Here is a 20,937-nt window from a genome sequence, read left to right on the forward strand (position 1 = left end):
ATTGGCGGAAATGGGGATTGCGATTACGCTGCCGACGTGAGCCGGCGCACGGAGCGCCCCGGTCCAGCGTTCGGGAGCTAGAGTGACATGCAGCTGATCGTTCGCCTGCTTCTGCGCCTCGCCGGCGTCGTGCTGCTGTGTTTGTCGCTGGCCATCGGCTGGGTGATGCTCGACGCGCATCGCACCATCCACGCCGAGACCGCCGCCTCCGCCGAGCGCGTCGCCCATGAATTGGAGAATTTGTTCTGGCGCGAGATTCTCTGGCGCGGCAGCATGCGGCGCGACAAAATCCTGCCGATCCCCAATTGGGAGTCGCTGGCGACGTTGAAGCTCGTGTCGCCGGGCGTCTGCATCGGCTTCGCGCCGGGCGCCGAGGCGCCGCGCGAGTTATGCAGCCAGACGGAGGGGGTCGGCGCACCGGCGCCGCCGTGGTTCGCGCGCCTGTTCGATGTTGTGTTCGGCCCGCCGGCGCCGATCCGGCGCCCGCTCACCGTGCGCCAGCCGGAGACCGGAGCCGTCGTCGCGCGCGCCGATCCGGAAGCCGCGGTGCGGCAGGCGTGGCGCGAGATTTCCATGGTCGCGAGCGTCGCGGTGTTCATGGCCGTCGGCCTGTCGCTGCTCGCAGCGCTCGTCATCATTCACGCGCTGGCGCCGACGCGCGTCGTCATCGACGGGCTGCGCCGATTGGAGAGCGGCAATTACCGCCACAGGATTCGCGCCTTCACCAGCGGCGAGTTCGGCCTCATCGCCCGCGCCGTCAATGATCTCGCCGAGCGTCTCGCGCAGACCACCGCCGAGCGCGTCGCGCTGACGAAGCGCCTGTTCGAGGTGCAGGAGGAGGAGCGCCGCGCATTGGCGCGCGATCTGCACGACGAGTTCGGCCAATGCCTCACGGCGACCACGGCTTTCGCCGCGGCGATCGAGGCGGGCGCGCAGGATCGTCCCGATCTCGCCGCCGATGCGCGTTCGATCGGCAAGGCGGCGCGGCGCATGACCGCGACGCTGCGCGAAGCGCTGGCGCGGCTGCGCTCGCAAGATCTGGAGGAATTGGGGCTCGAGGCCTGTCTCGTGCAGCTCGTCGCCGGGTGGAACGCGCAAACGGCGCCGCGCGCGGTCGTGCATCTCGATCTGATGGGCGATCTCGCCGCCGTGCCGTCGTCGGTCTCCACCAGCGTCTTTCGCATCGCGCAGGAGTGCCTCACCAACGCCATGCGCCACGGGCGCCCGCATGACGTCTATCTGCGTGTCGAACGTCTCGCCTCCAATGACGGCGTTGTCGCCCTGACGGTCGAGGACGACGGCGGCGGCGATCCGACGCGCATCGATGTTTCCGCGGGCCATGGCCTGCTCGGCATGCGCGAGCGCGTCTCCGCTTTCGGCGGCAGCCTGGAGATCGGCCGCGCCGCGCGCGGCGTCTGCGTCGCCGCGCGCATTCCGCTCGTTTCCGCCAACGCCGGCGCGCTGGAGCGCAAGGCCGCATGAAGCCGGTTTCGGTCCTGCTCGTCGACGATCATCCGGTGGTGCGCGAGGGCTATCGCCGCCTGCTCGAGCGCCAGAAGAATTTCGCCGTGGTGGCGGAAGCAGAGGACGCGGCCGCGGCCTATCAGGCCTATCGCGATCATTCGCCCGATGTCGTGGTGATGGATCTGTCGCTGCGCGGCGGCGCCGGCGGGCTCGAGGCCGTGCGCCACATCCGCCAATGGGACAAGCGCGCGCGCATTCTCGTGTTCACCATGCACAGCGCCGCGGCCTATGCGCTCAAAGCCTTCGAGGCGGGCGCGAGCGGCTTCATCACCAAGGGCGGCGAGGCGAGCGAATTGGTGCGAGCTGTGGGCTTGGTCGCGCGTGGCGGCCGCGCGCTCGGCGACGATGTCGCCCGCGAGATCGCCGCCGAGCGTCTCGCCGACGGGCGCTCGCCGCTCGCCGATCTCGGCCCGCGCGAGACGGAGATTCTGCGCCTCGTCGCTTCCGGCCACACCACCGAGGACATCGCCGACGCTCTGCATCTCAGCCCCAAGACGGTGCAGAATTACCATTATCAGATCAAATCCAAGGTCGGCGCGCGCACCGACGCGCATCTCGTCTGGCTCGCGCTCGGCGCCGGACTCGTCGCCGCCGACGCGCCGCCGCTCTGAGCGCGGGAATTTTTCCCATGCCGCGACGGGAGAGATAGACTGGCCGGCGTGGTCTTTCGCGCGCATCTTGAGCGCATCCAGACAGGAGGCGCGCTGTGACTCGTTTCTTCTCGATCATTCTGCTCGGCGCTGTCGCCCTCCTCTCCTCGCCGGCGCTCGCGGCGCCGCCGTTGAAGCTCGTCGTCTTCGATCTCGAGCTCGATGATTTCAGCGCCGGCGGTCCGCTTGCCGGGGAGAGCGCCGAAGAGACCGAACGTCTGCGCAAGATGACGCGGCTCGCCCGCGAATTGCTCGCCGCCTCTGGCCTGTTCGAGATCGTCGACGCGGGCGCGACCGATGAGGCGAGAGTGGCGCAGCATTGGCTGCGCAAATGCAACGGCTGCGACGCCGATGTGGCGCGCGCGGCGGGCGCCGATCTCTCCTTCGTCGGCCTCTTCCGCAAGATCAGCGTGATGGAGCAGGTTCTCGAATTTCGCATCCGCGACGCGCGCAGCGGCGAGCTGGTCAATATTTCGCAGACCGATCTGCGCGGCGAGACGGACGAATCCTGGCGCCGCGCCCTGACCTATCTGATCCGCTACAATCTGGTCGAGCCGGAGCTGGCGCGGCGGGGTGGGAAAACAGAGCGGTGACGATCATTGCGAATCTCGCTGCGCGCTGCTTCTCCCTCAGAGCGCGCGAGCGGGGAGAGGAGAGGCGGAGGCGCCGCGGCCTTTGCTTGGAGGAAGCCCGGATTGGCCGAGAGAATCGCACGGCGCCGGCCGCCCCCTCGCCCCGCTCGCGGGGAGAGGTACGGAGAGGGGCCCGGGAGAGTTCGCGGCGTCGCCATCGCGCCCACCCGCCTCGCCCCTCACCTCACCTCTCCCCGCGAGCGGCGCGAGCGGGGAGAGGGGGCGGAGGCGCCGCGGCCTTTGCTGGAGGAAGCCCGGATTCGTCGAGAGAATCGCATGGCGCCGACCGCCCCCTCTCCCCGCTTGCGATCGCAGAGCGGGAGAAGGGTGCGCCCTTCAAATCGAGTCTACGCGACACTCCACGCGCCGCGGCCATGCCGGTCGAGAACGCCGCCTGCAGCAGATAGCCGCCGGTGGGCGCGTCGAAATCCAGCATCTCGCCGGCGACGAACGCGCCCGGCAGGCGCTTCAGCATCAAATCCTCGTTGAGCTCGTCGAAAGCGACGCCGCCGCTGGTCGAGATCGCGCGCGCGAGGCCGGCAGTCGCGGCGATCGGCAAGGGCAGCGCCTTGATGAGCGCGGCGAGACCCTGCGCGTCCTCGGGCGGCGTCGGCGCGGCGATGCGCAGCAGTGCGATCTCGAGCTTGGAGAGCCCGGCCGCCTTGCGCAGAAAATTGGCGAAGGACTGCTTTGCGCGCTCGCGGCCGAGCTTTGCGGCGAGCGCTTCGAGCGACAGCGTCGGGCGCAGGTCGACGAGCATCGTCGCGGCTCCGTCGCGCTCGATCGCGCGGCGCAGCGCGGAGGCGAGCGCATAGACCGGCCCGCCCTCGAGCCCGCCGCGCGTGACGACGACGTCGCCGGCGATGCGCGCCTCGCCGTGACGCAGCGCGATCGTCTTCAGCGGCGCGCCTTCGAAAGCGGCGCGAAACGCCTCGGGCCAATCGATCAGAACGCCGCAATTGGCGGGCGCGAGCGGCGTCACCGCGACGCCTGTCGCCGCGAGCATGCCGGCCCAGGCGCCATCGGCGCCGAGCCGCGGCCAGGAGGCGCCGCCGAGCGCGAGCACGACCGCATCGGCGCGCCGAAGCATCGCCTCCCCGCCGGCGCCGATCAGCCGCAGCGCGCCCTCCTCGTCGAAACCGTCGAAGCGATGGCGCGTGGCGATGGTCACGCCATTGGCGGCAAGACGCGCGAGCAGCGCGCGCAGCAGCGGCGCCGCTTTGAAGCTCTTCGGGAACACGCGCCCGCTGGACCCCACGAATGTTTCCTCGCCGAGCTCCGCGCAAAAAGCGCGCAGCGCATCCGGCGGAAAATCACGGAGAATGGGCTCGAGCCGAGCGGAAGCCGCGCCATAGCGCGTCACAAATTTGTCCAGGCTCTCGCTATGCGTGATATTGAGGCCGCCGCGCCCGGCCATGAGCAATTTGCGCGCAGGGCTCGGCTTGTGCTCGTAGACGGTCACTCGCGCGCCGAGCCGCGCGAGACGATCGGCGGCGACGAGGCCGGCGGGACCGGCGCCGAGGATGGCGCAGCTGGGACTTTCGGGCGAAACGAGGATGGCGGCGGCTCCGAGGCGAGGACGCCGCTCCGTTAGCACGCCGACGACAGAACAATCGAAGGAATTCCATGCGCGAGGCGGATGACGAGACGATCGAGGATTTGTTGTTCGCTTTCGAGGTTCCGCCCGAGGCGGCGGGGACGCGGCTGGACCGTTTCCTCGCCGAGCGGCCGGAGATCGTCGCCGCGTCTCTCTCGCGCACGCGGCTGAAGGCGCTGATCGAGGACGGGCGCCTCACCATCGGCCCGGCGCCGACGCGCGACGCCGCGCGCAAGCTCGCCGCCGGCGACCGCGTGTCTCTGGCGGTGCCGCCGCCGCAGCCGCCGGAGCCGCAGCCCGAGAATATTCCGCTCGATATCCGTTTCGAGGACGCGCATCTCATCGTCGTCGACAAGCCGGCGGGGCTCGTCGTGCATCCGGCGCATGGCCATGAATCGGGCACTCTGGTCAATGCGCTGCTCGGCCACTGCGGCGACAGCCTCTCCGGCATCGGCGGGGTCAAGAAGCCCGGCATCGTGCATCGCATCGACAAGGACACGTCCGGGCTTCTGGTGGTCGCCAAGACCGACGCCGCGCACAAGGGCCTCTCGCGCCTCTTCGAGGACCATGGCCGCAGCCTCGGCCTCATGCGCGAATATCTCGCCTTCGTCTGGGGCGTTCCCGAGCGCGCGCGCGGCACGGTGGAGGCGCCGATCGGCCGCCATTCGATCCAGCGCGAGAGAATGGCGGTGGTTTCGGAGGAGCGCGGCCGCGAGGCGATCACCCATTGGGAGCTGATCGAGAGCTTTGGCGTCGTCTCGCTCGTCGCCTGCCGGCTCGAGACCGGCCGCACGCATCAGATTCGCGTGCATATGGCCCATATCGGCCATCCGCTGATCGGCGACGCGACCTATGGCGCGGGCTTCAAGACCAAGACCGCGCTGCTCGCGCCCGCGGCGCGCGCCGTCGTCGAGGCGCTCGGCCGCCAGGCGCTGCATGCGGCGACGCTGGGGTTCCCGCATCCGGCGACGCGCGAGGAGTTGTTGTTCGAGAGCGAATTGCCGGCGGATCTAACGGCGCTACGCGCGGCGCTGTCGGACGCCTGAGCAATCGCGATGCGAGCCGCAGGACGCCTCTTATGCCTCACGGCCGCAAACGGGGATCGGCGGCGATGCAGTCCGCGAGAAAATCCATGACTGCGCGAACCGCGGGCGAGCGGCGCAGATCCGGATAGGCGATCAGCCAGAGGTCGCGCTTCGGCGGCGGCTCGACCGGCAGTCGCACGAGCGCCTCGTCGTCGTCCCCCATGAAGCTCGGCAGCACCGCCGCGCCGGCTCCGGCGCGAACGGCGGCCTGCTGGGCGAAAAGATCGTTGGCTTCGAACGCCATTCCTCGACCGCTCGAGAGCTTGTGCAGCCAGCGCTGCTGCGACAAATGGCCGAGCGACTCGTCGAAGCCGATGAGCTCTAAGTCCTCCGTGGGCCGCTCCGCGACATCGCGTCGCGCGTAGAGGGCGAAGCGCATCGAGCCGATGCGGCGCGCGACCGCGTCCGGCTCCTCCGGCCGGCTCATGCGGATCGCAATATCGGCTTCGCCCCGATCGAGCGCCGCGAAGGTCGCGGTGGCGAGGAGCACCAGCTTGAGCCGGGGATGGAGGCGGCGAAGCGTTCCGATTCTCGGGGCCACGCAGAGCGTCGCCAGGACGGGGGGCAGCGAGACGCGCACCGCGCCGGACAAGGTCAGCGTCGCCCCGCGCGAGCGCCGAAGCGCCTCTTCGGCGAGCGCATCCATGCGTTCGGCGACGGCGGCGATCGCGGCGCCGTCCTCGGTGAGCGGACGGCTGCGCGGAAGCCGATCCATCAGCCGCAGACCGAGCGACGCCTCCAGCGCGGCGATTCGCCTCCCGACCGTCGCATGGTCGACGCCGAGCTCGCGCGCCGCCGCGGATAGCGAGCCGCAGCGCGACAGCACGAGGAAATAGCGGAGATCCTCCCAGTCCATAGGTGAATTATTGCACAAGCCTGGCGAAGCCTTGCGGAATTTCCACCGGGCAGACGCAGCGCTAGGGTCGCCGAGCGCTCGAAGAGGAGAACCCGAATGACCCGCATCGTTCGTTTTCATCGTCTAGGCGGTCCGGACGCGCTCCAGATCGACGAATTGGACATCGGAGCCCCGAAGGCCGGCGAGATCCGCATCCGCGTCCGTGCGATCGGCCTCAATCGCGCCGAGGCGATGTTCCGCTCCGGCGGCTATATCGAAGCGCCGCGCCTGCCCTCCCTGCTCGGCTATGAGGCTTCGGGAGAGATCGAGGCGATCGGCGAAGGGGTGACGGGATTTGCGATCGGCGACGCGGTGAGCACGATGCCGGCCTTCTCGATGACAGAATATGGCGTCTATGGCGAGGCCGCGATCGTTCCGGCGCATGCGGTGGTCAGACATCCGAGCTTCCTCTCCTGGAGCGAGGCTGCGGCGATCTGGATGCAATATCTAACCGCCTATGGCGCGCTGGTCGAGATCGGCGGCGTCGGCAAAGGCGATGCGGTCGTCATCACCGCGGCGTCGAGCAGCGTCGGCCTCGCCGCCATTCAGATCGCCAACGCCGCGGGCGCGACCTCGATCGCGGTCACGCGCACGCGGGCCAAGCGCGAGGCGTTGGAGGCGGCGGGAGCACAGCATGTGATCGTGACCGAGAGCGACGATCTCGTCGCTGAGACGCTCCGCATCACCAGAGGAGACGGCGCCCGCCTCGTCTTCGATCCGATCGGCGGGCCGGGCGTAGACGCGCTGGCGGAGGCCGCCGCCAGCGGCGGGATCATCTTCCTCTACGGCGCGCTGGCGAGCGCGCCGACGCCCTTTCCTTTGTTCACAGCCATTCGCAAGCAGCTGTCGCTACGGGGTTACACGCTGTTCTCGGTGACGCGCGATCCGTCCAAGCGCGAGCGTGGCGTGCGCTTCGTGTTGGACGGCCTCGCGAAAGGGAGCCTGCGGCCGATCATCGCACGCAGCTTCGCCTTCGAGCGCATCGTCGAGGCGCATCGCTTTCTCGAATCGAACGAGCAGGTCGGAAAGATTGTCGTTACGGTTTGATCTTATGAGGTGGTGGGCCCGGCGCGAGCCGCGGTCCCCATGCGAAGACATTCGCCGCGTCGCGGCCGAATGAGGAGTTTTGCATGACGCCGAAATTTCTTTCGACTCTCATCGGGCTGGGCATTGGAGCGGTGATTGTTTCAGTTGCGTTTTATTTTGCCGTTCGGCCCTATCTGCGGCACGACTTTTCGGCGTCCCGCATGCCGGATACGGTCGAACGAGACGACGACACGACCGTCGCGAGCCAGCTGCTGGATCGCGACTCGCCGCTCGGCGACGCGTGAATGGCGCCGCGTCGACGGGAAGGGACGTGACGCCGCAGCCGAGCGCTCTAGTTGTGCGCGAACCTGCGTCGCGCGCATTACGGAGATTTAACCTCGGCGTTAGCCGCCCCTCAGCAAAAAGCCATCTTTCAGCCATTCTCGGATCGGTTTATATTGATGCGTTACGGCCGGCGCTTGCGGCCGACCATTGCGGGCTCGCCGCATAAGGGGGCCCGCCAGGAGGTGAACATGGCGAACGCCCTTCCCACCCTCTCAGGCGACAGCGGCCTCTCGCGCTATCTCGCAGAAATCCGCCGGTTCCCCATGCTGGAGCCGGAGCAAGAATATATGCTCGCCAAACGCTGGCGCGAGCATGAGGACCCCAACGCCGCGCAAAAGCTCGTCACGTCGCATCTGCGGCTCGTGGCCAAGATCGCCATGGGCTATCGCGGCTATGGCCTGCCGATCGGCGAGATCGTCTCCGAGGGCAATGTCGGCCTGATGCAGGCCGTCAAGCGCTTCGAGCCCGAACGCGGCTTCCGCCTCGCCACTTATGCGATGTGGTGGATCCGCGCTTCGATTCAAGAATATATCCTGCGTTCCTGGTCGCTCGTCAAAATGGGCACCACGGCGAGCCAGAAGAAGCTGTTCTTCAATCTGCGCAAGGCCAAGAGCAAGATCTCGGCCTTCGAGGACGGCGATCTGACGCCCGAGCACGTCGGCGAGATCGCCCGCCGCCTCGGCGTGACCAATCAGGATGTGATCGAGATGAACCGCCGCATGTCCGGCGACGCCTCGCTCAACGCGCCTTTGCGCGAGGAGGGCGAAGGCGAGTGGCAGGACTGGCTCGTCGACGATTCCTCCGACCAGGAGCGCATCCTCGTCGACCAGGAGGAGGCGGGCAACCGGCTCGATGCGCTGCGCGGCGCGCTCACCGTGCTCAACCCGCGCGAGCGTCGCATCTTCGAGGCGCGCCGGCTCTCCGAGGATCCGGTCACGCTCGAGGATCTCTCCACCGAGTTCGGCGTCTCGCGCGAGCGCGTGCGCCAGATCGAGGTGCGCGCCTTCGAGAAGGTGCAATCGGCGGTGCGGGCCGGAATGGCGCAGCTCGAGGCTCTGCCCGCGCCGATGTGACGCGGCGCCTTCACGCCACCCGCTCGGGGCGAGCTTCGTCGTCCCGGGCGTTGCTCTTTTTGGAGCGAAAGCTTCGGAGCGCTGCGAGCAGAGGCTGCTCGAGCAGACGGAAAACCGCATAGCCGGCGAGGATCGACAGCCCCGTTTCGACCAGGATCAGAATGTCGATCGACGCATGCAGCCGCGAGACGGTCTTGCCGACGGCGGAGATGACGAAGACCTGAACCAGATAGATCGAATAGGACGCGTCGCCGATGCGGCCGCACAGCCGCTCCACCGCAGTCGGGCGCCGGTCGCGCTCGCTCCAGAATGCCGCGAGAAGCACGAGCAGCGCAGCAGGAAGGCCGGCGCCGATCAGGCTGCCGGCGTCGTCGTCGGCCGAGACCGTCAGCGTGGCGAGAGCGGCGACGGCGAAGGGCTTGGCGACGGGACGACGCGCGACGATCAGCGCCGCCAGGACGCCGTAAGCGAATTCCAAGAGACGTGGCTGCGTGAAGAAGCCGTGAACGACGCCGAGCGTCTTCGTGAACGGCGCGACGTGCAAGATCGTCAATATCGAAAACAGATAGACGATTTGGCTCCACATTCGCTCGGACGGATGGAGGAGCAGCGCGACGACGAGATAGAAGAACATCTCGAGCTCGAGAGACCATCCGACATAGATGATCGGGGTCGTGTCGCCGAGGAAGGATGCGAACAGAAAGGATGAGACCGCGCGAAGCCCGAGGACGTCGCTCGCATTGGAGAAGAGCGACGGCACGAGGAGCGCCGCCGCGGCCATGACCGCGGTGAATATCCAATAGATCGGCGCGATGCGCTCGAGGCGCCGTCTCAGAAAGGCGCCGCGGCTCGTCGCGGAGGCGCGCGTCGAGCAGCAGATGATGAAGCCGGATATCACAAAGAAAAGGTCGACTCCGTGGCCGCCGTTCTCGAACACATGCAGGAGCCGATTCTCCTGGTCGCCCGTGTAAGAACGGCTGTTGCCGACGCTGTGGAACAGCACGACGCCGACCGCCGCCGCTCCGCGCAATATCTGGATCGGGAGCAGCTTCGCCGCCGCCGCTGTCGCGGCGACGGCCGAGGGCGCAGCCTTCTCAGATATAGGCATAGCCCGCCAGAGCGACGCCCGCCACGGTGAGCGCCAGCCCGGCGTACCAGGGCCATTTGCGTCCCTTGGTGATGATGGCGATCGTCGCAATGGCGATCGCGGCGTGCAGCAGCGTCACCGCCATCGTCAAGATATGATGGCGATGCTCGTGATGCTCGGCCTCGTGCAGGCGCTCCTCGACCTGATGCTCGAAGCCCTCGGCCTCCGATTTGATCGCCTTGCTCTCCTCGCCATAGCGCTTCGCCTCGGCGGCGAGCGCGTCGGCCTGCGGCCCGCTCTGCCGCGCGCCGACCTCATGCACGCTCTTCTTGATGCTCTTGGCCTGGAAGAAGGCCCATTGATCGCTGGCCTTGCTCTGGCTCAATGCGGCGGCGTTCTGCGCGCCGAGCGTCGCCGCCGTCTCGATCGTCTCCAGGCTGCCGATGGTCGCCGCGATCACCGCCATGATGGCGATCGTCATCGACACTTGCGTCAGGAAGGGCGCGCCTTGATGCGCGACATGCTCGGCGTGCTCCGCATGTTCGAGATGCTCGGTCGTCATTGCTTCGGACATGGTCGTTCCTTCGAAAAAAATGCGTGCGGACGCATCGGCGCGCTCCCTCCGCGCGGCGGAGAGGCGCCGTGGCGGAGCGCGCCGAATCGTTTCAGTCCGGCTGCGTCTGGAGATAGGACTTGATCTTCGCCGTCACCAGATCCCAGGCCTCGCGTTCGACGGGGCCGGCCGTCTTGTCGACGGCGATCTGCAGATAAGCGAGCTCTGTGTCGATTTTTTCGCGCGGCAGCATGCCGAGGCGCGTCGCCAATATCGCCGCCTCCACCACCGCCGCCTGCGCGCGGTTGAAGCCGAGAAACGGCGCATGGGAGACGATTTTTTTCACGCGACAAAAAAAGCGCGGGCGCTTCGGATCGGCCTCGGCGCGCGCGACCTCCAGCTCCGCATGCGACAGGGCTGCGGCGAGGCGCGGCGTCGACCAGCCGGAGACGGGCTCGAGCGGAAAATCGCTTCTGCCGCACACGCAGCCGGCGATGATGCGCACATCGTCGATGAAGCTCGCCGTGGCGAAGGGCGCCGCCTCCAGATTGGCGAGAGTGGTCGAGGGACGGAAGGGCGCGATGATCCAGAACGCGCCATCCTCGATCAGTCCGAGCGGCGCGAGATGAGTTTGGCCGGTGGGGCCGACGGTGGTGACGACGCATTCGCGGATCATCGGCATGGGCTGCTCCTATCGGATTGCGTCGTCGAATTCGAAGTCTGTCGAATGCGAGCCTGAAGGCTCGCGGTCCAGATTGCGCCTCTTGGACCGCGAGCCTTCAGGCTCGCATCTCGAAGCTCATCATTGCTCCCGCGCCTTGCGCAGCGTGTGCCCCGCCTCGCGCAGACGCGTCTCGTCCTCGACCGCGCGATCGAGCGCGCAGCCGAAATCGAGCGGTTCGTCCTGCCGATAGCGCTTGCCGAGACGAAAGGCGATCTCCGCCTTGGTCAATTCGCTCGCGAGATAGAAGGCGTGCGCGCCGTCCTTCGCGACGCCGAGCTCGGGAAAGAGCGACATGGCGTCCGGCGCGACGCGGTGAAAATGACGCGCATAGATATGAATGCCGTCCTCGGCGACCTCTATGCGGAAATTCTCGTCGCGCAGCTCGCGCGCCAACTCGGAGATCTCGTCCGGCGTCGCCGCATAGGGGCGCTTGTCGTGAATCTGCAGCAGCGCGTCGCTGTAGCCCTTGGGCAGAGCGCGATCGGCGCGCGCGGCGTAGAGCATGCGGCGCGCGGCGTCATGCTCCTGCACCGTGCGGCGCGTATGCGGGCTCACCTGCACGGTGAGGAGATGACGAATGTCGAGCTCCGAGCAGAGGCCGAGCAGCACCGCCGTCACGCCGGAGGAGTCCGCGTCGGTCAATTCGGTGAGATTGCCGGTGCCCATCATGATCTCGGCCGTCGGCTCGCGCCGCCTCGTTTCGACATAACGCTCGATCGAGGCGGCGAGACCGAAATGAATGGGATCGAGGATCGGATCGAGAATATAGGCGATGCCTCGGCTCTCGGCGATGCGCGCGGCGCGTTGCAGCGAATCGAGATCGCCGTGCGGATTGGGCACGAGAATGGGAACGAGCGACGAATGATCCGGCAGGATCGAGAGCGTATGCTCGTCGAGGCTCAGGAGATGATCGGCGCCGGCGCAGGCGCCGCGCTCCAGCTCGTCGCGCCGCGCCGAGTCGAGGCTGACTTTGAAACCTCGCGCCTTCAGCGCTCGGATCGTCTCTTCCATATGCGGAAACGGCGTGTCGGGCAGGCAGCCGAGATCGATCACATCGGCGCCGGCCTCCGTCAGCGCCTGCGCGCGCGCGACGACCTCATCGACGCTCATGATCGAGGCGTCGACGATCTCGGCGAAGATGCGCATGTCGAAGCGCGTGAGATCGGCCTTGCCGGCGCGCTTGCCGAAAAAAGCGGGAAGGTCGGCAATCTCTTCCGGCCCGCGCTCGAAGGGCGCGCCGAAAGCTTCCGACAAAGCGCGGAGATCGGCGCGGCAGCGGCCGGGCAGGATCACTCGTTCCGCTTCCAGCGGACGCGGCAGGCGGCGCAGGATGATCTCCTGCGTCATCAGCGCCGCGACCTTCACGCCGATGTCGTGAACGCGCCAGCCGCTCGCCTCCTCGCCGAAGCTCGCCAGCATGCGCTCGAGGCGCGGAAGAGCGAGATGGCCGGTAAGAAAGAGCAGCCGCTCGGACATTCCCTCAGGCTTCCCGTCCCATAGGCTCCGGCGCGGCGATCTCGCGGCGCCGGCGCTCGACCGCTTCGTGCAGGGCGGCGAGGCTCTCGGCGACCTGCGTCGACTCGAAGTTCTTCAGCTTGTCGGTGTTCTCGAGATCGATGCGGCGCGGATAGACCATCACTTTGCGATCGGGCGCCTGGGTCTCCAGCTCCGGCGCCGTGTCGCAGGCGAACACCACTGTCGGCACGCGGCATTTGCCGGCCTGGGCGAACACATTGGTCGCGAGATTGTCGGAGATGCCATAGACGAATTTGGCGACCGTGTTGGAGGTCGCCGGCGCGACGATCAGCGTGTGATAGAGGCTGTGATAGAAGCCGCCGACGGGAACCGAGCTCGCGGTCGTGTCCTTGAAGATGCGGACATGGTCCGGCATCTCGTCCAAGCGATGCTTGTACATGCGGATCACCTCCGCCGCCGCCTTGCTGACGAAGAGGTCGACATGGTCGAGCGAGCGAATGATGTCGAGACATTCGGTGAAGAAATGGCCCGAGCCGGTGAGCGCCCAGCCCCACCGCGGCGAGACGATCTTTTTCATGCGATGTGTTGCTCTCTCTCGAAGGAATAAGCCACGCCCGGAAGGTCTCCCCGGCTCATCTTCTCTTCGGCCGAGGCGAGATCGGCCGGGCCGGCTATAGTGACCGCGAGTTCGCGCGCAAAATGCGCGAAGCGAGGGTCGACGATCTGCGCCGCGCCCCGATCCGGCCGCTCCTCGGCGCGAGGCAGCGTGGAGAGATCCACGCTCTTGATCAGCAGCAGCGTCTTCGTCCCGGCTTCACGGGCGAACCAGGCGGCGAGACTGTCGGAGGTCATGTCCCAGCTCGCTGGTATCTGGGGAGCGGCGCGCGTCATCGCAACCGGGCGCCAGAGCGCGATCGCGCCGCGGCGATGCGCGGCCGCGGCCTCGGCCGGCGTCGTCACCGCGACGAGACCGGACGCGAGGTCGGCCAGCGCCGTCGCATATTGCTCCATTCCCATGATCGCCATCTCATGCGCCGCGGCATCGGAAAAGCCCATGCCCCGCTGCGCGTCGCGCACCGCGTCGGCGAAAGGTCCGCCGCCCGGCGCGATGGTCAGCGGCCCGGCGTAGCGCGCGAGCGCCGCGAGCCAGCCGCGCAGCGCGCGCGGCTGGCGCCACAGGCTGCCGCCGAGCTTGGCGACGAGATGTCGCAGCTCAGGATTTCGGCTGCTTGTCGACGGCATCGGCGAGCCCGGAAAGGAGTTGATGAACTTCCGCCGTCTCCGGCTGCCGCTCGCGCCGGATGCGGACGCCGACGGAACCCGGCGCCACATCGAGCTTTTCGACCTGCACGCTGACCGCCTGGGCGCGCTCGTGGCGCAGCACCATTTCGGCCAAGCGTTCGGCGATGGTCTCGACCATGTCGATATGGCCGGACGCCAGAATGATGCGGATGGCGTCCATGATCACGTCATAGGAGAACACCGTGCGCATGTCGTCGCCGCCGACCGCGCGCGTCACGTCGACGTCGACATTGAAGCGGACGCGCTGGCTGCGGCCGCGCTCGAAATCATAGGCGCCGATCTCGACCGGAATGACGAGGTCGCGCACGAAGACATGATCGATCTCGCGGACCCGCTCGCGGCTGTCGAGAAAGCCGCGGCCGACGACCAGCGACCAGTCGACATTGGCGGCGACGCCGACCGCCGCGCGCGGGCCGCCGGGAATGAGGTCGCGGATCAGCGCCACCGCGGCCGGATCCACTGCGGCTTGGCGGTCGCGGCCGACGCAGAGCGCGCCGCGAAAGCCGAGCACATCCGCCTTCGTCACCAGCAGGCGCGGGACGTCCGGCGATTCGAGCGAGCCGGCGAGCCCGGCCTCGAGGCCGAGCGTATGGCAGCGCGCCACAAAGGCCGTCAGCGCGCCGATGTCGCAATGATCGATCAGCCGGCCCTTGCCCTTATGCGCCGTGTCGAGCAGCGCGCCGGCAAAGCCCGCCTCGACGAGGCGCGACAGCAGATCGAGGTCCGGCCCCTGATCGGCGAACAGCACGGCGACGAGCCGCGTCGTCGCGGCGATGGGCGCCAGCGCCGCGATCAGCCGCTCGGCGTCCGGGGTCGCCGGCAGCGCGAATTTGACGAAGGAGACGCCGAGCGCGGCCGTGCGCTCGATCGCCTCGCGCGCCTGCGCCGGATCATGCGGCAGCTCGACGACGGCGCTGACCGGGCGGCGCCCGCCCACCGCGGCGACGATGGCGGCGATGTCCGGCGCCGGCAGCGCGCCGAGCGCGCCGCGCGCGGGGTCCTTGCAGTCGATGAGGTCGGCGCCGCCGGAAAGAACGATCTCGGCCTCGGCCACGCAGGCGACGCTCGTCAACATCAGGGTCATCAGGGTTCGCTCCGGCCAAGCCACGCGTATGATGCGCGCTTGTGGATCAATTTCGGGCCGAATCCAAGTAGGCTCGCGAGAGCGCCCGGTGTTTCGGGCGAGCGCGGCCGCACGGCCGCCCCATTTCATACGCTCGACAACGCCCGGCAGGGAGAAAATCATGAAGATTCTGATCGTCCTCACCTCGCACGACAAGCTCGGCGACACCGGCCGGAAGACCGGCTTCTGGCTGGAAGAGCTCGCCGCGCCTTATTATGTCTTCCGGGACGCCGGCGCCGACGTGACGCTGGCGTCGCCAGCGGGCGGGCGGCCGCCGCTCGACCCCAAGAGCAGCGAGCCCGATTTCCAAACCGATCTCACCCGCCGCTTCGAGGCGGATGCGGAGGCCCAGGCGCTGCTCGCGAGCACGGCGCGGCTCGACGGTCTCCGCCAGGAGGATTTCGACACGGCGTTCTACCCCGGCGGCCATGGACCTTTATGGGATCTCGCCGAGGACGCCCATTCGATTGGTCTGCTCGAATCCTTCGTCGCCGCCGGCAAGCCTATCGCCCTCGTCTGCCACGCGCCCGGCGTGCTGCGCCATGTGAAGGGGCCGAGCGGCGCGCCGCTGGTGGAGGGCAAGAATGTGACTGGCTTCACCAATAGCGAGGAGGAGGCGGTCGGCCTCACCCATGTCGTGCCGTTCCTGGTCGAGGACGAGCTCAGGGCGCTGGGCGGCCTGTTCTCGAAAGGCGCCGATTGGGCGGCCTATGTCGTGCAGGACGGGAGGCTGATCACCGGCCAGAACCCGGCCTCCTCCGGCCCGGCGGCGCAAAAGCTGCTGGAGGCGATGTCTTGATCCGCCGATTCTCGCCGCGCGCTCCTTCTCCCACTTGTGGTCGCCCTGCGGGAGAAGGGACGCGCCCTTTTCTGCAGCGGTCGGGAGGGCTCGATCGCGCCCGCTCACCCGTGCTCCGGCCGCACCATATGCTCCTTCAGCACTTGCTCGCTGGTCGCGTCGATCTCCTGGAGCAGCACCTCATATCCCCAGAGATTGGCGAGATGGCCGAGCACCATCGAGGCGTTGGCGAGCTCGAGCATCTTGCCGTCGCGGACGCGGTGATGCAGCACCAGCTTGCGATTGCCGGCGAGATCGACGTCGACGACCTGAATGTCCGGCGCATAGCCGCCCACCTCATATTGGGCGGCGAGGCTGCGACGCAGGTCGCGATAGCCGCGCTCATTGTGGATCGCGGCGACCTCGAGATGCGGATGCTCGCGATCGTCGACGACATGGAACAGCCGCCAGTTGCGGATGAGCCGCGGGCTCAGGAATTGCGCGATGAAGCTGTCGTCGCGATAGTTCGCCCAGACATGGCGCAGCACCTCCATCTCGTCGCCGGTTCCGGCGATCTCGGGGAACCAATAGCGGTCCTCCTCGGTCGGCTCGCGCACGATCCGCTCTATGTCGCGCATCATGTCGAAGCCGAGCGCATAAGGATTTATCCCGCTATAGGACGGGCTGTCGTAGAAAGGCTGGCGCGTGGCGTTGGTGTGCGAGGTCAGGAACTCGAGAAAGCTGCCGTCGCCGATCTGCCCGGTCTCGTGCAGACGGCCGAGCAGACGATAATGGCAATAGGTCGCGCAACCCTCGTTCATGACCTTGGTCTGCTGCTGCGGATAGAAATATTGCGCGATCAGCCGCACGATGCGCAACACCTCGCGCTGCCACGGCTTCAGCCGCGGCGCCACCTTCTCGAGAAAATAGAGAATGTTCTCCTGCGGCAGGCCGAGCAGCGCGCGCCGCTTGTCGCTGGCGAGCTGGCGCGAGCCGCGCGCGCGGCCGGGCACGGTGCGCCAGAGATCGTCATAGAGCCGCTCGCGCTCCTCCTTGCGATCCTGCTCGCGCTTCTCCTCCAATTGCAGATTCATCGGCCGCTTGCGCGGGTAGCGGTCGATTCCCTGCGGCATCAAGGCATGGGCGGCGTCGAGAAGGCGCTCGACCTCGGCATGGCCGTAGCGCTCCTCGCAATTGGCGATATAGGTCTTGGCGAAGGAGAGATAATCGAGAATGCCTTCCGGATCGGTCCATTGCCGGAACTGGTAATTATGCTTGAAGAAATGATTATGGCCGAAGGCCGCATGAGCGATCACCAGGGTCTGCATCGTGGCGGAATTCTCCTCCATGATGTAGCTGATGCAGGGATCGGCGTTGATGACGATCTCATAGGCGAGGCCCTGCAGGCCCATGCGGTAGATGCCCTCATGCTGGGCGAATCGCTTGCCGAACGACCAATGCTTGTAGAACAGAGGCATTCCGGTCGACGCATAGGCGTCGAGCATCTGCTCGGCGGTGATGACCTCGATCTGATTGGCGAAAGTGTCGAGGCCGAGCTCCTTATGGGCGATCGTCGCGACCGCGTCATGGATGCGCTGGATCGTCTCGAAGTCCCAGTCCTTGCCTTCGAACAGCAATTCCCCCCGCATCAGTTTGCCTCCGCGGTCTTGGCGGCGCGCCGCTGGAACAATTGGCGGAACACGGAATAGATATGCTCGCGGCGCGAGACGCGCCGCATCTGGAACTTCTCGCTCTCCTTCTGCAGCGAGGCGTAGGTGATCCACAGCGACGTCTGGCCGTGATGCGGCGCATAGCCATGCGTGTCGGAGTTGGGCCCGCTCACCTCGACATAAGCGAAATATTGGCAGAGCGGCAGAATGTGATTCTGCAGCAGCTCGCGCGTCTGCGGATTGTCGCTCGACAGATTGTCGCCGTCCGAGGCCTGCGCGGCGTAGATGTTCCACACGCCGGGATCGTAGCGCTCGCGGATGATGCGCGCCATCTCCTGCAGCGCCGAGGACACCATGGTGCCGCCGGTTTCGGCGGAGCGGAAGAAGGTCTCCTCGTCCACCTCGCCGGCGCGATCGGTGTGGCGGATGAACACGATCTCGACGCGCTTGTAGCGGCGCGTGAGAAAGACGTGCAGCAGCATGAAGAAGCGCTTGGCGAGATCCTTCATATGCTCGGTCATCGAGCCGGACACGTCCATCAGGCAGAACATCACCGCCTGGGTGACCGGCTTGGGGAAGCGCTCGAAGCGGCGATAGCGCAGATCGATCGGATCGAGATAGGAGATGCGCGCGCGCTTTTGCTGCAGCGTTTTCAGCTCGCCGCGCAGGCGCTCGGCCTCCGCGGCGTCGCGCAGCTCCGCCGCCTCTATGTTGCGCTCGAGCTCGTCGACCGCTTGCTGCTTCGGCCGCTTGAGCGCGATGCGGCGCGACAGCGATGTCTGCAGCGTGCGATGCAGCGCGAGATTGGCCGGCGTGCCGGTGGTGGTGAAGCCGGCGCGGCGCAGCCCCTCTTTCTCGGTCTGGGCGACACGCCGCTTGGCGAGGTCGGGCAGCTCGAGATCATCGAGGAAGATGCTCAGAAATTCATCGCGCGTGAGGATGAATCGGAAGGCGTCCTCCTGACCGTCGCCGCGGCCGACCTGGCCGCCGGCGCCGTCGCCTTCGCCCTCGCCTTGCGGGCGCTCGATCAGATCGCCCTCGACATAGTCCTTGTTGCCGGGCAGCACGAGGTCGCGCCGCGAGCCCTGCGTGTGGCGAAATGTGGGCTCGCGGGTGCCCTCGGAGGGAATGGAGATTTCGCCCGGGCTCTCGAGGTCGCCGATCGCGCGATCCTTGCTCGCCTCGCGAACCGCCTTCTCCACCATATCCTTGGCGCGGCGCAGAAAGCGCTGGCGGTTCGCGAAGCTCTTGCTTCCGGGGTTCAACCGACGATCGACGATGTGCATCGTTCCATCACCCGTTCTTCGCCGGCCTCCCTCTCCGTCAGCCGGCCTGTTTGACGCGCATGTACCATTCGACCAGACGGCGCACCTGTCGCTCCGTATAGCCACGGGCCATCATGCGGCTTACGAATTCTGCATGTTTTTTTTCTGTCTGAGTGTCTTTTTTCGATCCGAACGAAATGATCGGCAAAAGCTCCTCGACCTGCGAGAACATGCGCCGCTCGATCACGTCGCGGATCTTCTCATAGCTCGCCCAGGATGGGTTCCTCCCCTCGTTGGAGGCGCGCCAGCGCAGCGCGAACTTCACCACCTCGTTGCGGAAATCCTTGGGGTTGGCGATTCCCGCCGGCTTCTCGATCTTGGTGAGCTCCTGGTTCAACAGGTCGCGGTCCAGCATCTGGCCCGTGTCCGGATCCTTGAAGTCCTGATCCTCGATCCAGGCGTCGGCGTAATCGATGTAGCGGTCGAACAGATTCTGACCGTAATCCTGATAGGATTCGAGATAGGCCTTCTGAATTTCGTTGCCGATGAATTCGGCGTAGCGCGGCGCGAGCTCGGCCTTGATGAACTCGAGATAGCGCTTCTCCGTCTCGGGCGGCAGCTGCTCGCGGCGCAGCGACTGCTCGAGCACATACATGAGATGCACAGGATCGGCCGCGACCTCGACCGTGTCGTGATTGAAGGTCGCCGCCAGAACCTTGAAGGCGAAGCGGGTCGAGCAGCCGTCCATGCCTTCGTCGACGCCGGCGGCCTCCTTGTACTCCATCATGCTGCGCGCGCGCGGATCGACCTCGCGCAGGCTCTCGCCGTCGTAAACGCGCATCTTGGAGAAGAGGTTCGAGTTCTCATGCGGCTTCAGGCGCGAGAGCACGATGAAGCGCGCGAGCATCTCCAGCGTGCTCGGGGCGCAGCTGGCCTCGGCGAGCTCGGAGCCTTTCAGCAGCTTTTCATAAATGTGCTGCTCCTCGGTGACGCGCAGGCAATAGGGCACCTTGATCACGTAGATGCGATCGATGAAGGCCTCATTGTTGCGGTTGTTCTTGAAGCTCTGCCATTCCGCCTCGTTGGAATGGGCCATCACGATGCCGGAGAAAGGAATGGCGCCGATATTCTCGGTGCCGATGTAGTTTCCCTCCTGCGTCGCCGTCAGCAGCGGATGCAGCATCTTGATCGGCGCCTTGAACATCTCGACGAATTCGAGCAGTCCCTGATTGGCCCGGTTCAAGCCGCCGGAATAGCTGTAGGCGTCGGGATCGGCCTGGGCGAGCGATTCGAGCTTGCGGATGTCGACCTTGCCGACCAGAGAGGAGATGTCCTGGTTGTTCTCGTCGCCGGGCTCGGTCTTGGCGATGGCGATCTGACGCAGCCGCGACGGCGTGACCTTGACGACAGTGAAGCGAGTGATGTCGCCGCCGAACTCGTCGAGCCGCTTCAGGCACCACGGGCTCATCAGGCCGTTGAGGCGCCGGCGCGGAATGCCGTAGCGCTGCTCCAGCATGTCGCCGGCCGTCGCCGGATCGAACAGGCCGAGCGGGCTCTCGAACACCGGCGAGAGTTCTTCGCCGGCCTTCAGCACATAGATCGGATCGACCTCCATCAGCGCCTTGAGGCGCTCGGCGAGCGAGGATTTGCCGCCGCCGACGGGGCCGAGCAGATAGAGGATCTGCTTGCGCTCCTCGAGCCCCTGCGCGGCATGGCGAAAGAAGCTGACGATGCGCTCGATCGTCTCCTCCATGCCGAAAAACTCGGCGAAGGCGGGATAGATGCGGATCGTCCGGTTCATGAAGATGCGGCCGAGCCGTGGGTCGCGCGAGGTGTCGATCAGCTCCGGCTCGCCGATGGCCTCGAGAATGCGCTCGGCGGCGCTCGCGTAAGTCTTCGGATTTTCGCGGCAGAGGTCGAGATAGTCGGAGAGCGGCATCTCGACCGCTCGCCTGCCTCGGTAGCTCCGCGCAAAATCAGCAAAAACGTCCGGGTTCGTCATGGGGCACCTGTCGCCTCGAGCGCTGTGGCTCATCGTCTCGACGGCCCCGGAGCATGGGCTCCGGGCCGCCTCGTCGCCAGTTCCGTCGACCGCCCCACCCTCGTCGACCGAGAGCATCCGAGGCAAAGAT

Annotated in this window: 20 protein-coding genes; 8 read left to right on the top strand and 12 right to left on the bottom strand. The window is 66.8% G+C overall.

The features are described 5' to 3' along the window. Positions 1–87 precede the first annotated feature (87 nt). The 3 genes from CQW49_RS15555 to CQW49_RS15565 all read left to right on the top strand — a co-directional run bounded on the left by CQW49_RS15555 (position 88) and on the right by CQW49_RS15565 (position 2,767). Positions 88–1,482: a sensor histidine kinase gene (locus CQW49_RS15555; RefSeq protein ID WP_003610182.1), complete on the top strand. Its 1,395-nt coding sequence runs from the start codon at positions 88–90 to the stop codon at positions 1,480–1,482. Continuing rightward, positions 1,479–2,135 (top strand): response regulator, encoded by a 657-nt coding sequence (locus CQW49_RS15560; RefSeq protein WP_003610181.1) that lies wholly within the window; start codon positions 1,479–1,481, stop codon positions 2,133–2,135. Before CQW49_RS15555 ends, CQW49_RS15560 begins: the two co-directional genes overlap by 4 nt. A 95-nt stretch (positions 2,136–2,230) precedes the next feature. After that, positions 2,231–2,767 carry a DUF3280 domain-containing protein gene (locus CQW49_RS15565; RefSeq protein ID WP_003610180.1) on the top strand — a complete coding sequence of 179 codons (537 nt, stop codon included), beginning with the start codon at positions 2,231–2,233 and terminating at the stop codon, positions 2,765–2,767. Between the two features lie 223 nt (positions 2,768–2,990). Here the strand turns inward: CQW49_RS15565 and CQW49_RS15570 are convergent, their stop codons facing one another. Continuing rightward, a complete protein-coding gene (locus CQW49_RS15570) occupies positions 2,991–4,403 on the bottom strand; it encodes a BaiN/RdsA family NAD(P)/FAD-dependent oxidoreductase (protein WP_003610179.1) in 1,413 nt (470 codons plus the stop codon). Positions 4,404–4,432: 29 nt separating this feature from the next. Here CQW49_RS15570 and CQW49_RS15575 point away from each other — a divergent pair, with 29 nt between their 5' ends. Further along, the gene (locus tag CQW49_RS15575; RefSeq protein ID WP_003610178.1) at positions 4,433–5,449 is read left to right on the top strand and encodes an RluA family pseudouridine synthase; all 1,017 of its coding nucleotides are present in this window, start codon (positions 4,433–4,435) and stop codon (positions 5,447–5,449) included. Positions 5,450–5,486: 37 nt separating this feature from the next. Here the strand turns inward: CQW49_RS15575 and CQW49_RS15580 are convergent, their stop codons facing one another. Next, on the bottom strand, positions 5,487–6,344 hold the full coding sequence (locus CQW49_RS15580; RefSeq protein WP_003610177.1) for a LysR family transcriptional regulator: 858 nt from the start codon (positions 6,342–6,344) through the stop codon (positions 5,487–5,489). A gap of 96 nt (positions 6,345–6,440) precedes the next feature. Between CQW49_RS15580 and CQW49_RS15585 the strand changes: the two genes are divergently transcribed. The 3 genes from CQW49_RS15585 (at position 6,441) to rpoH (ending at position 8,827) form a co-directional block, all read left to right on the top strand. Continuing rightward, positions 6,441–7,430 (top strand): zinc-dependent alcohol dehydrogenase family protein, encoded by a 990-nt coding sequence (locus CQW49_RS15585; protein WP_003610174.1) that lies wholly within the window; start codon positions 6,441–6,443, stop codon positions 7,428–7,430. Positions 7,431–7,513: 83 nt separating this feature from the next. Then, positions 7,514–7,714: a hypothetical protein gene (locus CQW49_RS15590; protein WP_003610172.1), complete on the top strand. Its 201-nt coding sequence runs from the start codon at positions 7,514–7,516 to the stop codon at positions 7,712–7,714. Between the two features lie 228 nt (positions 7,715–7,942). Further along, the gene (gene rpoH, locus CQW49_RS15595; protein WP_003610169.1) at positions 7,943–8,827 is read left to right on the top strand and encodes an RNA polymerase sigma factor RpoH; all 885 of its coding nucleotides are present in this window, start codon (positions 7,943–7,945) and stop codon (positions 8,825–8,827) included. Between the two features lie 10 nt (positions 8,828–8,837). Here the strand turns inward: rpoH and CQW49_RS15600 are convergent, their stop codons facing one another. The 7 genes from CQW49_RS15600 to CQW49_RS15630 all read right to left on the bottom strand — a co-directional run bounded on the left by CQW49_RS15600 (position 8,838) and on the right by CQW49_RS15630 (position 15,053). Continuing rightward, positions 8,838–9,935, bottom strand: coding sequence for an acyltransferase family protein (locus tag CQW49_RS15600; RefSeq protein ID WP_003610168.1), 1,098 nt, complete (start codon positions 9,933–9,935; stop codon positions 8,838–8,840). Continuing rightward, the gene (locus CQW49_RS15605; protein ID WP_003610166.1) at positions 9,922–10,488 is read right to left on the bottom strand and encodes a DUF4337 family protein; all 567 of its coding nucleotides are present in this window, start codon (positions 10,486–10,488) and stop codon (positions 9,922–9,924) included. The genes CQW49_RS15600 and CQW49_RS15605 overlap by 14 nt, the downstream gene beginning before the upstream one ends. A gap of 91 nt (positions 10,489–10,579) precedes the next feature. After that, positions 10,580–11,149, bottom strand: coding sequence for a DUF447 domain-containing protein (locus tag CQW49_RS15610; RefSeq protein WP_003610164.1), 570 nt, complete (start codon positions 11,147–11,149; stop codon positions 10,580–10,582). Positions 11,150–11,269: 120 nt separating this feature from the next. Beyond that, entirely contained in the window at positions 11,270–12,667 is a 1,398-nt protein-coding gene (locus CQW49_RS15615) for a DUF6513 domain-containing protein (RefSeq protein WP_003610162.1), read from the bottom strand. Positions 12,668–12,671: 4 nt separating this feature from the next. Further along, positions 12,672–13,244, bottom strand: a complete 573-nt coding sequence (locus CQW49_RS15620; RefSeq protein ID WP_003610160.1) for a flavoprotein — start codon at positions 13,242–13,244, stop codon at positions 12,672–12,674. Continuing rightward, positions 13,241–13,909 (bottom strand): amino acid kinase family protein, encoded by a 669-nt coding sequence (locus CQW49_RS15625; RefSeq protein WP_003610158.1) that lies wholly within the window; start codon positions 13,907–13,909, stop codon positions 13,241–13,243. Before CQW49_RS15625 ends, CQW49_RS15620 begins: the two co-directional genes overlap by 4 nt. After that, positions 13,881–15,053 (bottom strand): (5-formylfuran-3-yl)methyl phosphate synthase, encoded by a 1,173-nt coding sequence (locus tag CQW49_RS15630; protein WP_003610157.1) that lies wholly within the window; start codon positions 15,051–15,053, stop codon positions 13,881–13,883. The genes CQW49_RS15625 and CQW49_RS15630 overlap by 29 nt, the downstream gene beginning before the upstream one ends. Before the next feature lie 160 nt (positions 15,054–15,213). On the opposite strand from CQW49_RS15630, the gene CQW49_RS15635 reads away from it, so the two are divergent. Then, positions 15,214–15,891: a type 1 glutamine amidotransferase domain-containing protein gene (locus CQW49_RS15635; RefSeq protein WP_003610151.1), complete on the top strand. Its 678-nt coding sequence runs from the start codon at positions 15,214–15,216 to the stop codon at positions 15,889–15,891. Between the two features lie 104 nt (positions 15,892–15,995). On the opposite strand, the gene CQW49_RS15640 is transcribed toward CQW49_RS15635, so the two are convergent. The 3 genes from CQW49_RS15640 to CQW49_RS15650 are packed head-to-tail and all read right to left on the bottom strand — an operon-like array spanning position 15,996 to position 20,807. Further along, complete coding sequence (locus tag CQW49_RS15640) at positions 15,996–17,519, bottom strand: SpoVR family protein (protein ID WP_003610150.1); 1,524 nt, start codon at positions 17,517–17,519, stop codon at positions 15,996–15,998. Then, positions 17,519–18,826 (bottom strand): YeaH/YhbH family protein, encoded by a 1,308-nt coding sequence (locus CQW49_RS15645; RefSeq protein WP_003610148.1) that lies wholly within the window; start codon positions 18,824–18,826, stop codon positions 17,519–17,521. Before CQW49_RS15645 ends, CQW49_RS15640 begins: the two co-directional genes overlap by 1 nt. Before the next feature lie 37 nt (positions 18,827–18,863). Next, positions 18,864–20,807, bottom strand: a complete 1,944-nt coding sequence (locus CQW49_RS15650; RefSeq protein ID WP_024749614.1) for a PrkA family serine protein kinase — start codon at positions 20,805–20,807, stop codon at positions 18,864–18,866. Between the last annotated feature and the right edge of the window lie 130 nt (positions 20,808–20,937).

The organism is Methylosinus trichosporium OB3b (genome assembly GCF_002752655.1).
Lineage (GTDB): Bacteria > Pseudomonadota > Alphaproteobacteria > Rhizobiales > Beijerinckiaceae > Methylosinus > Methylosinus trichosporium.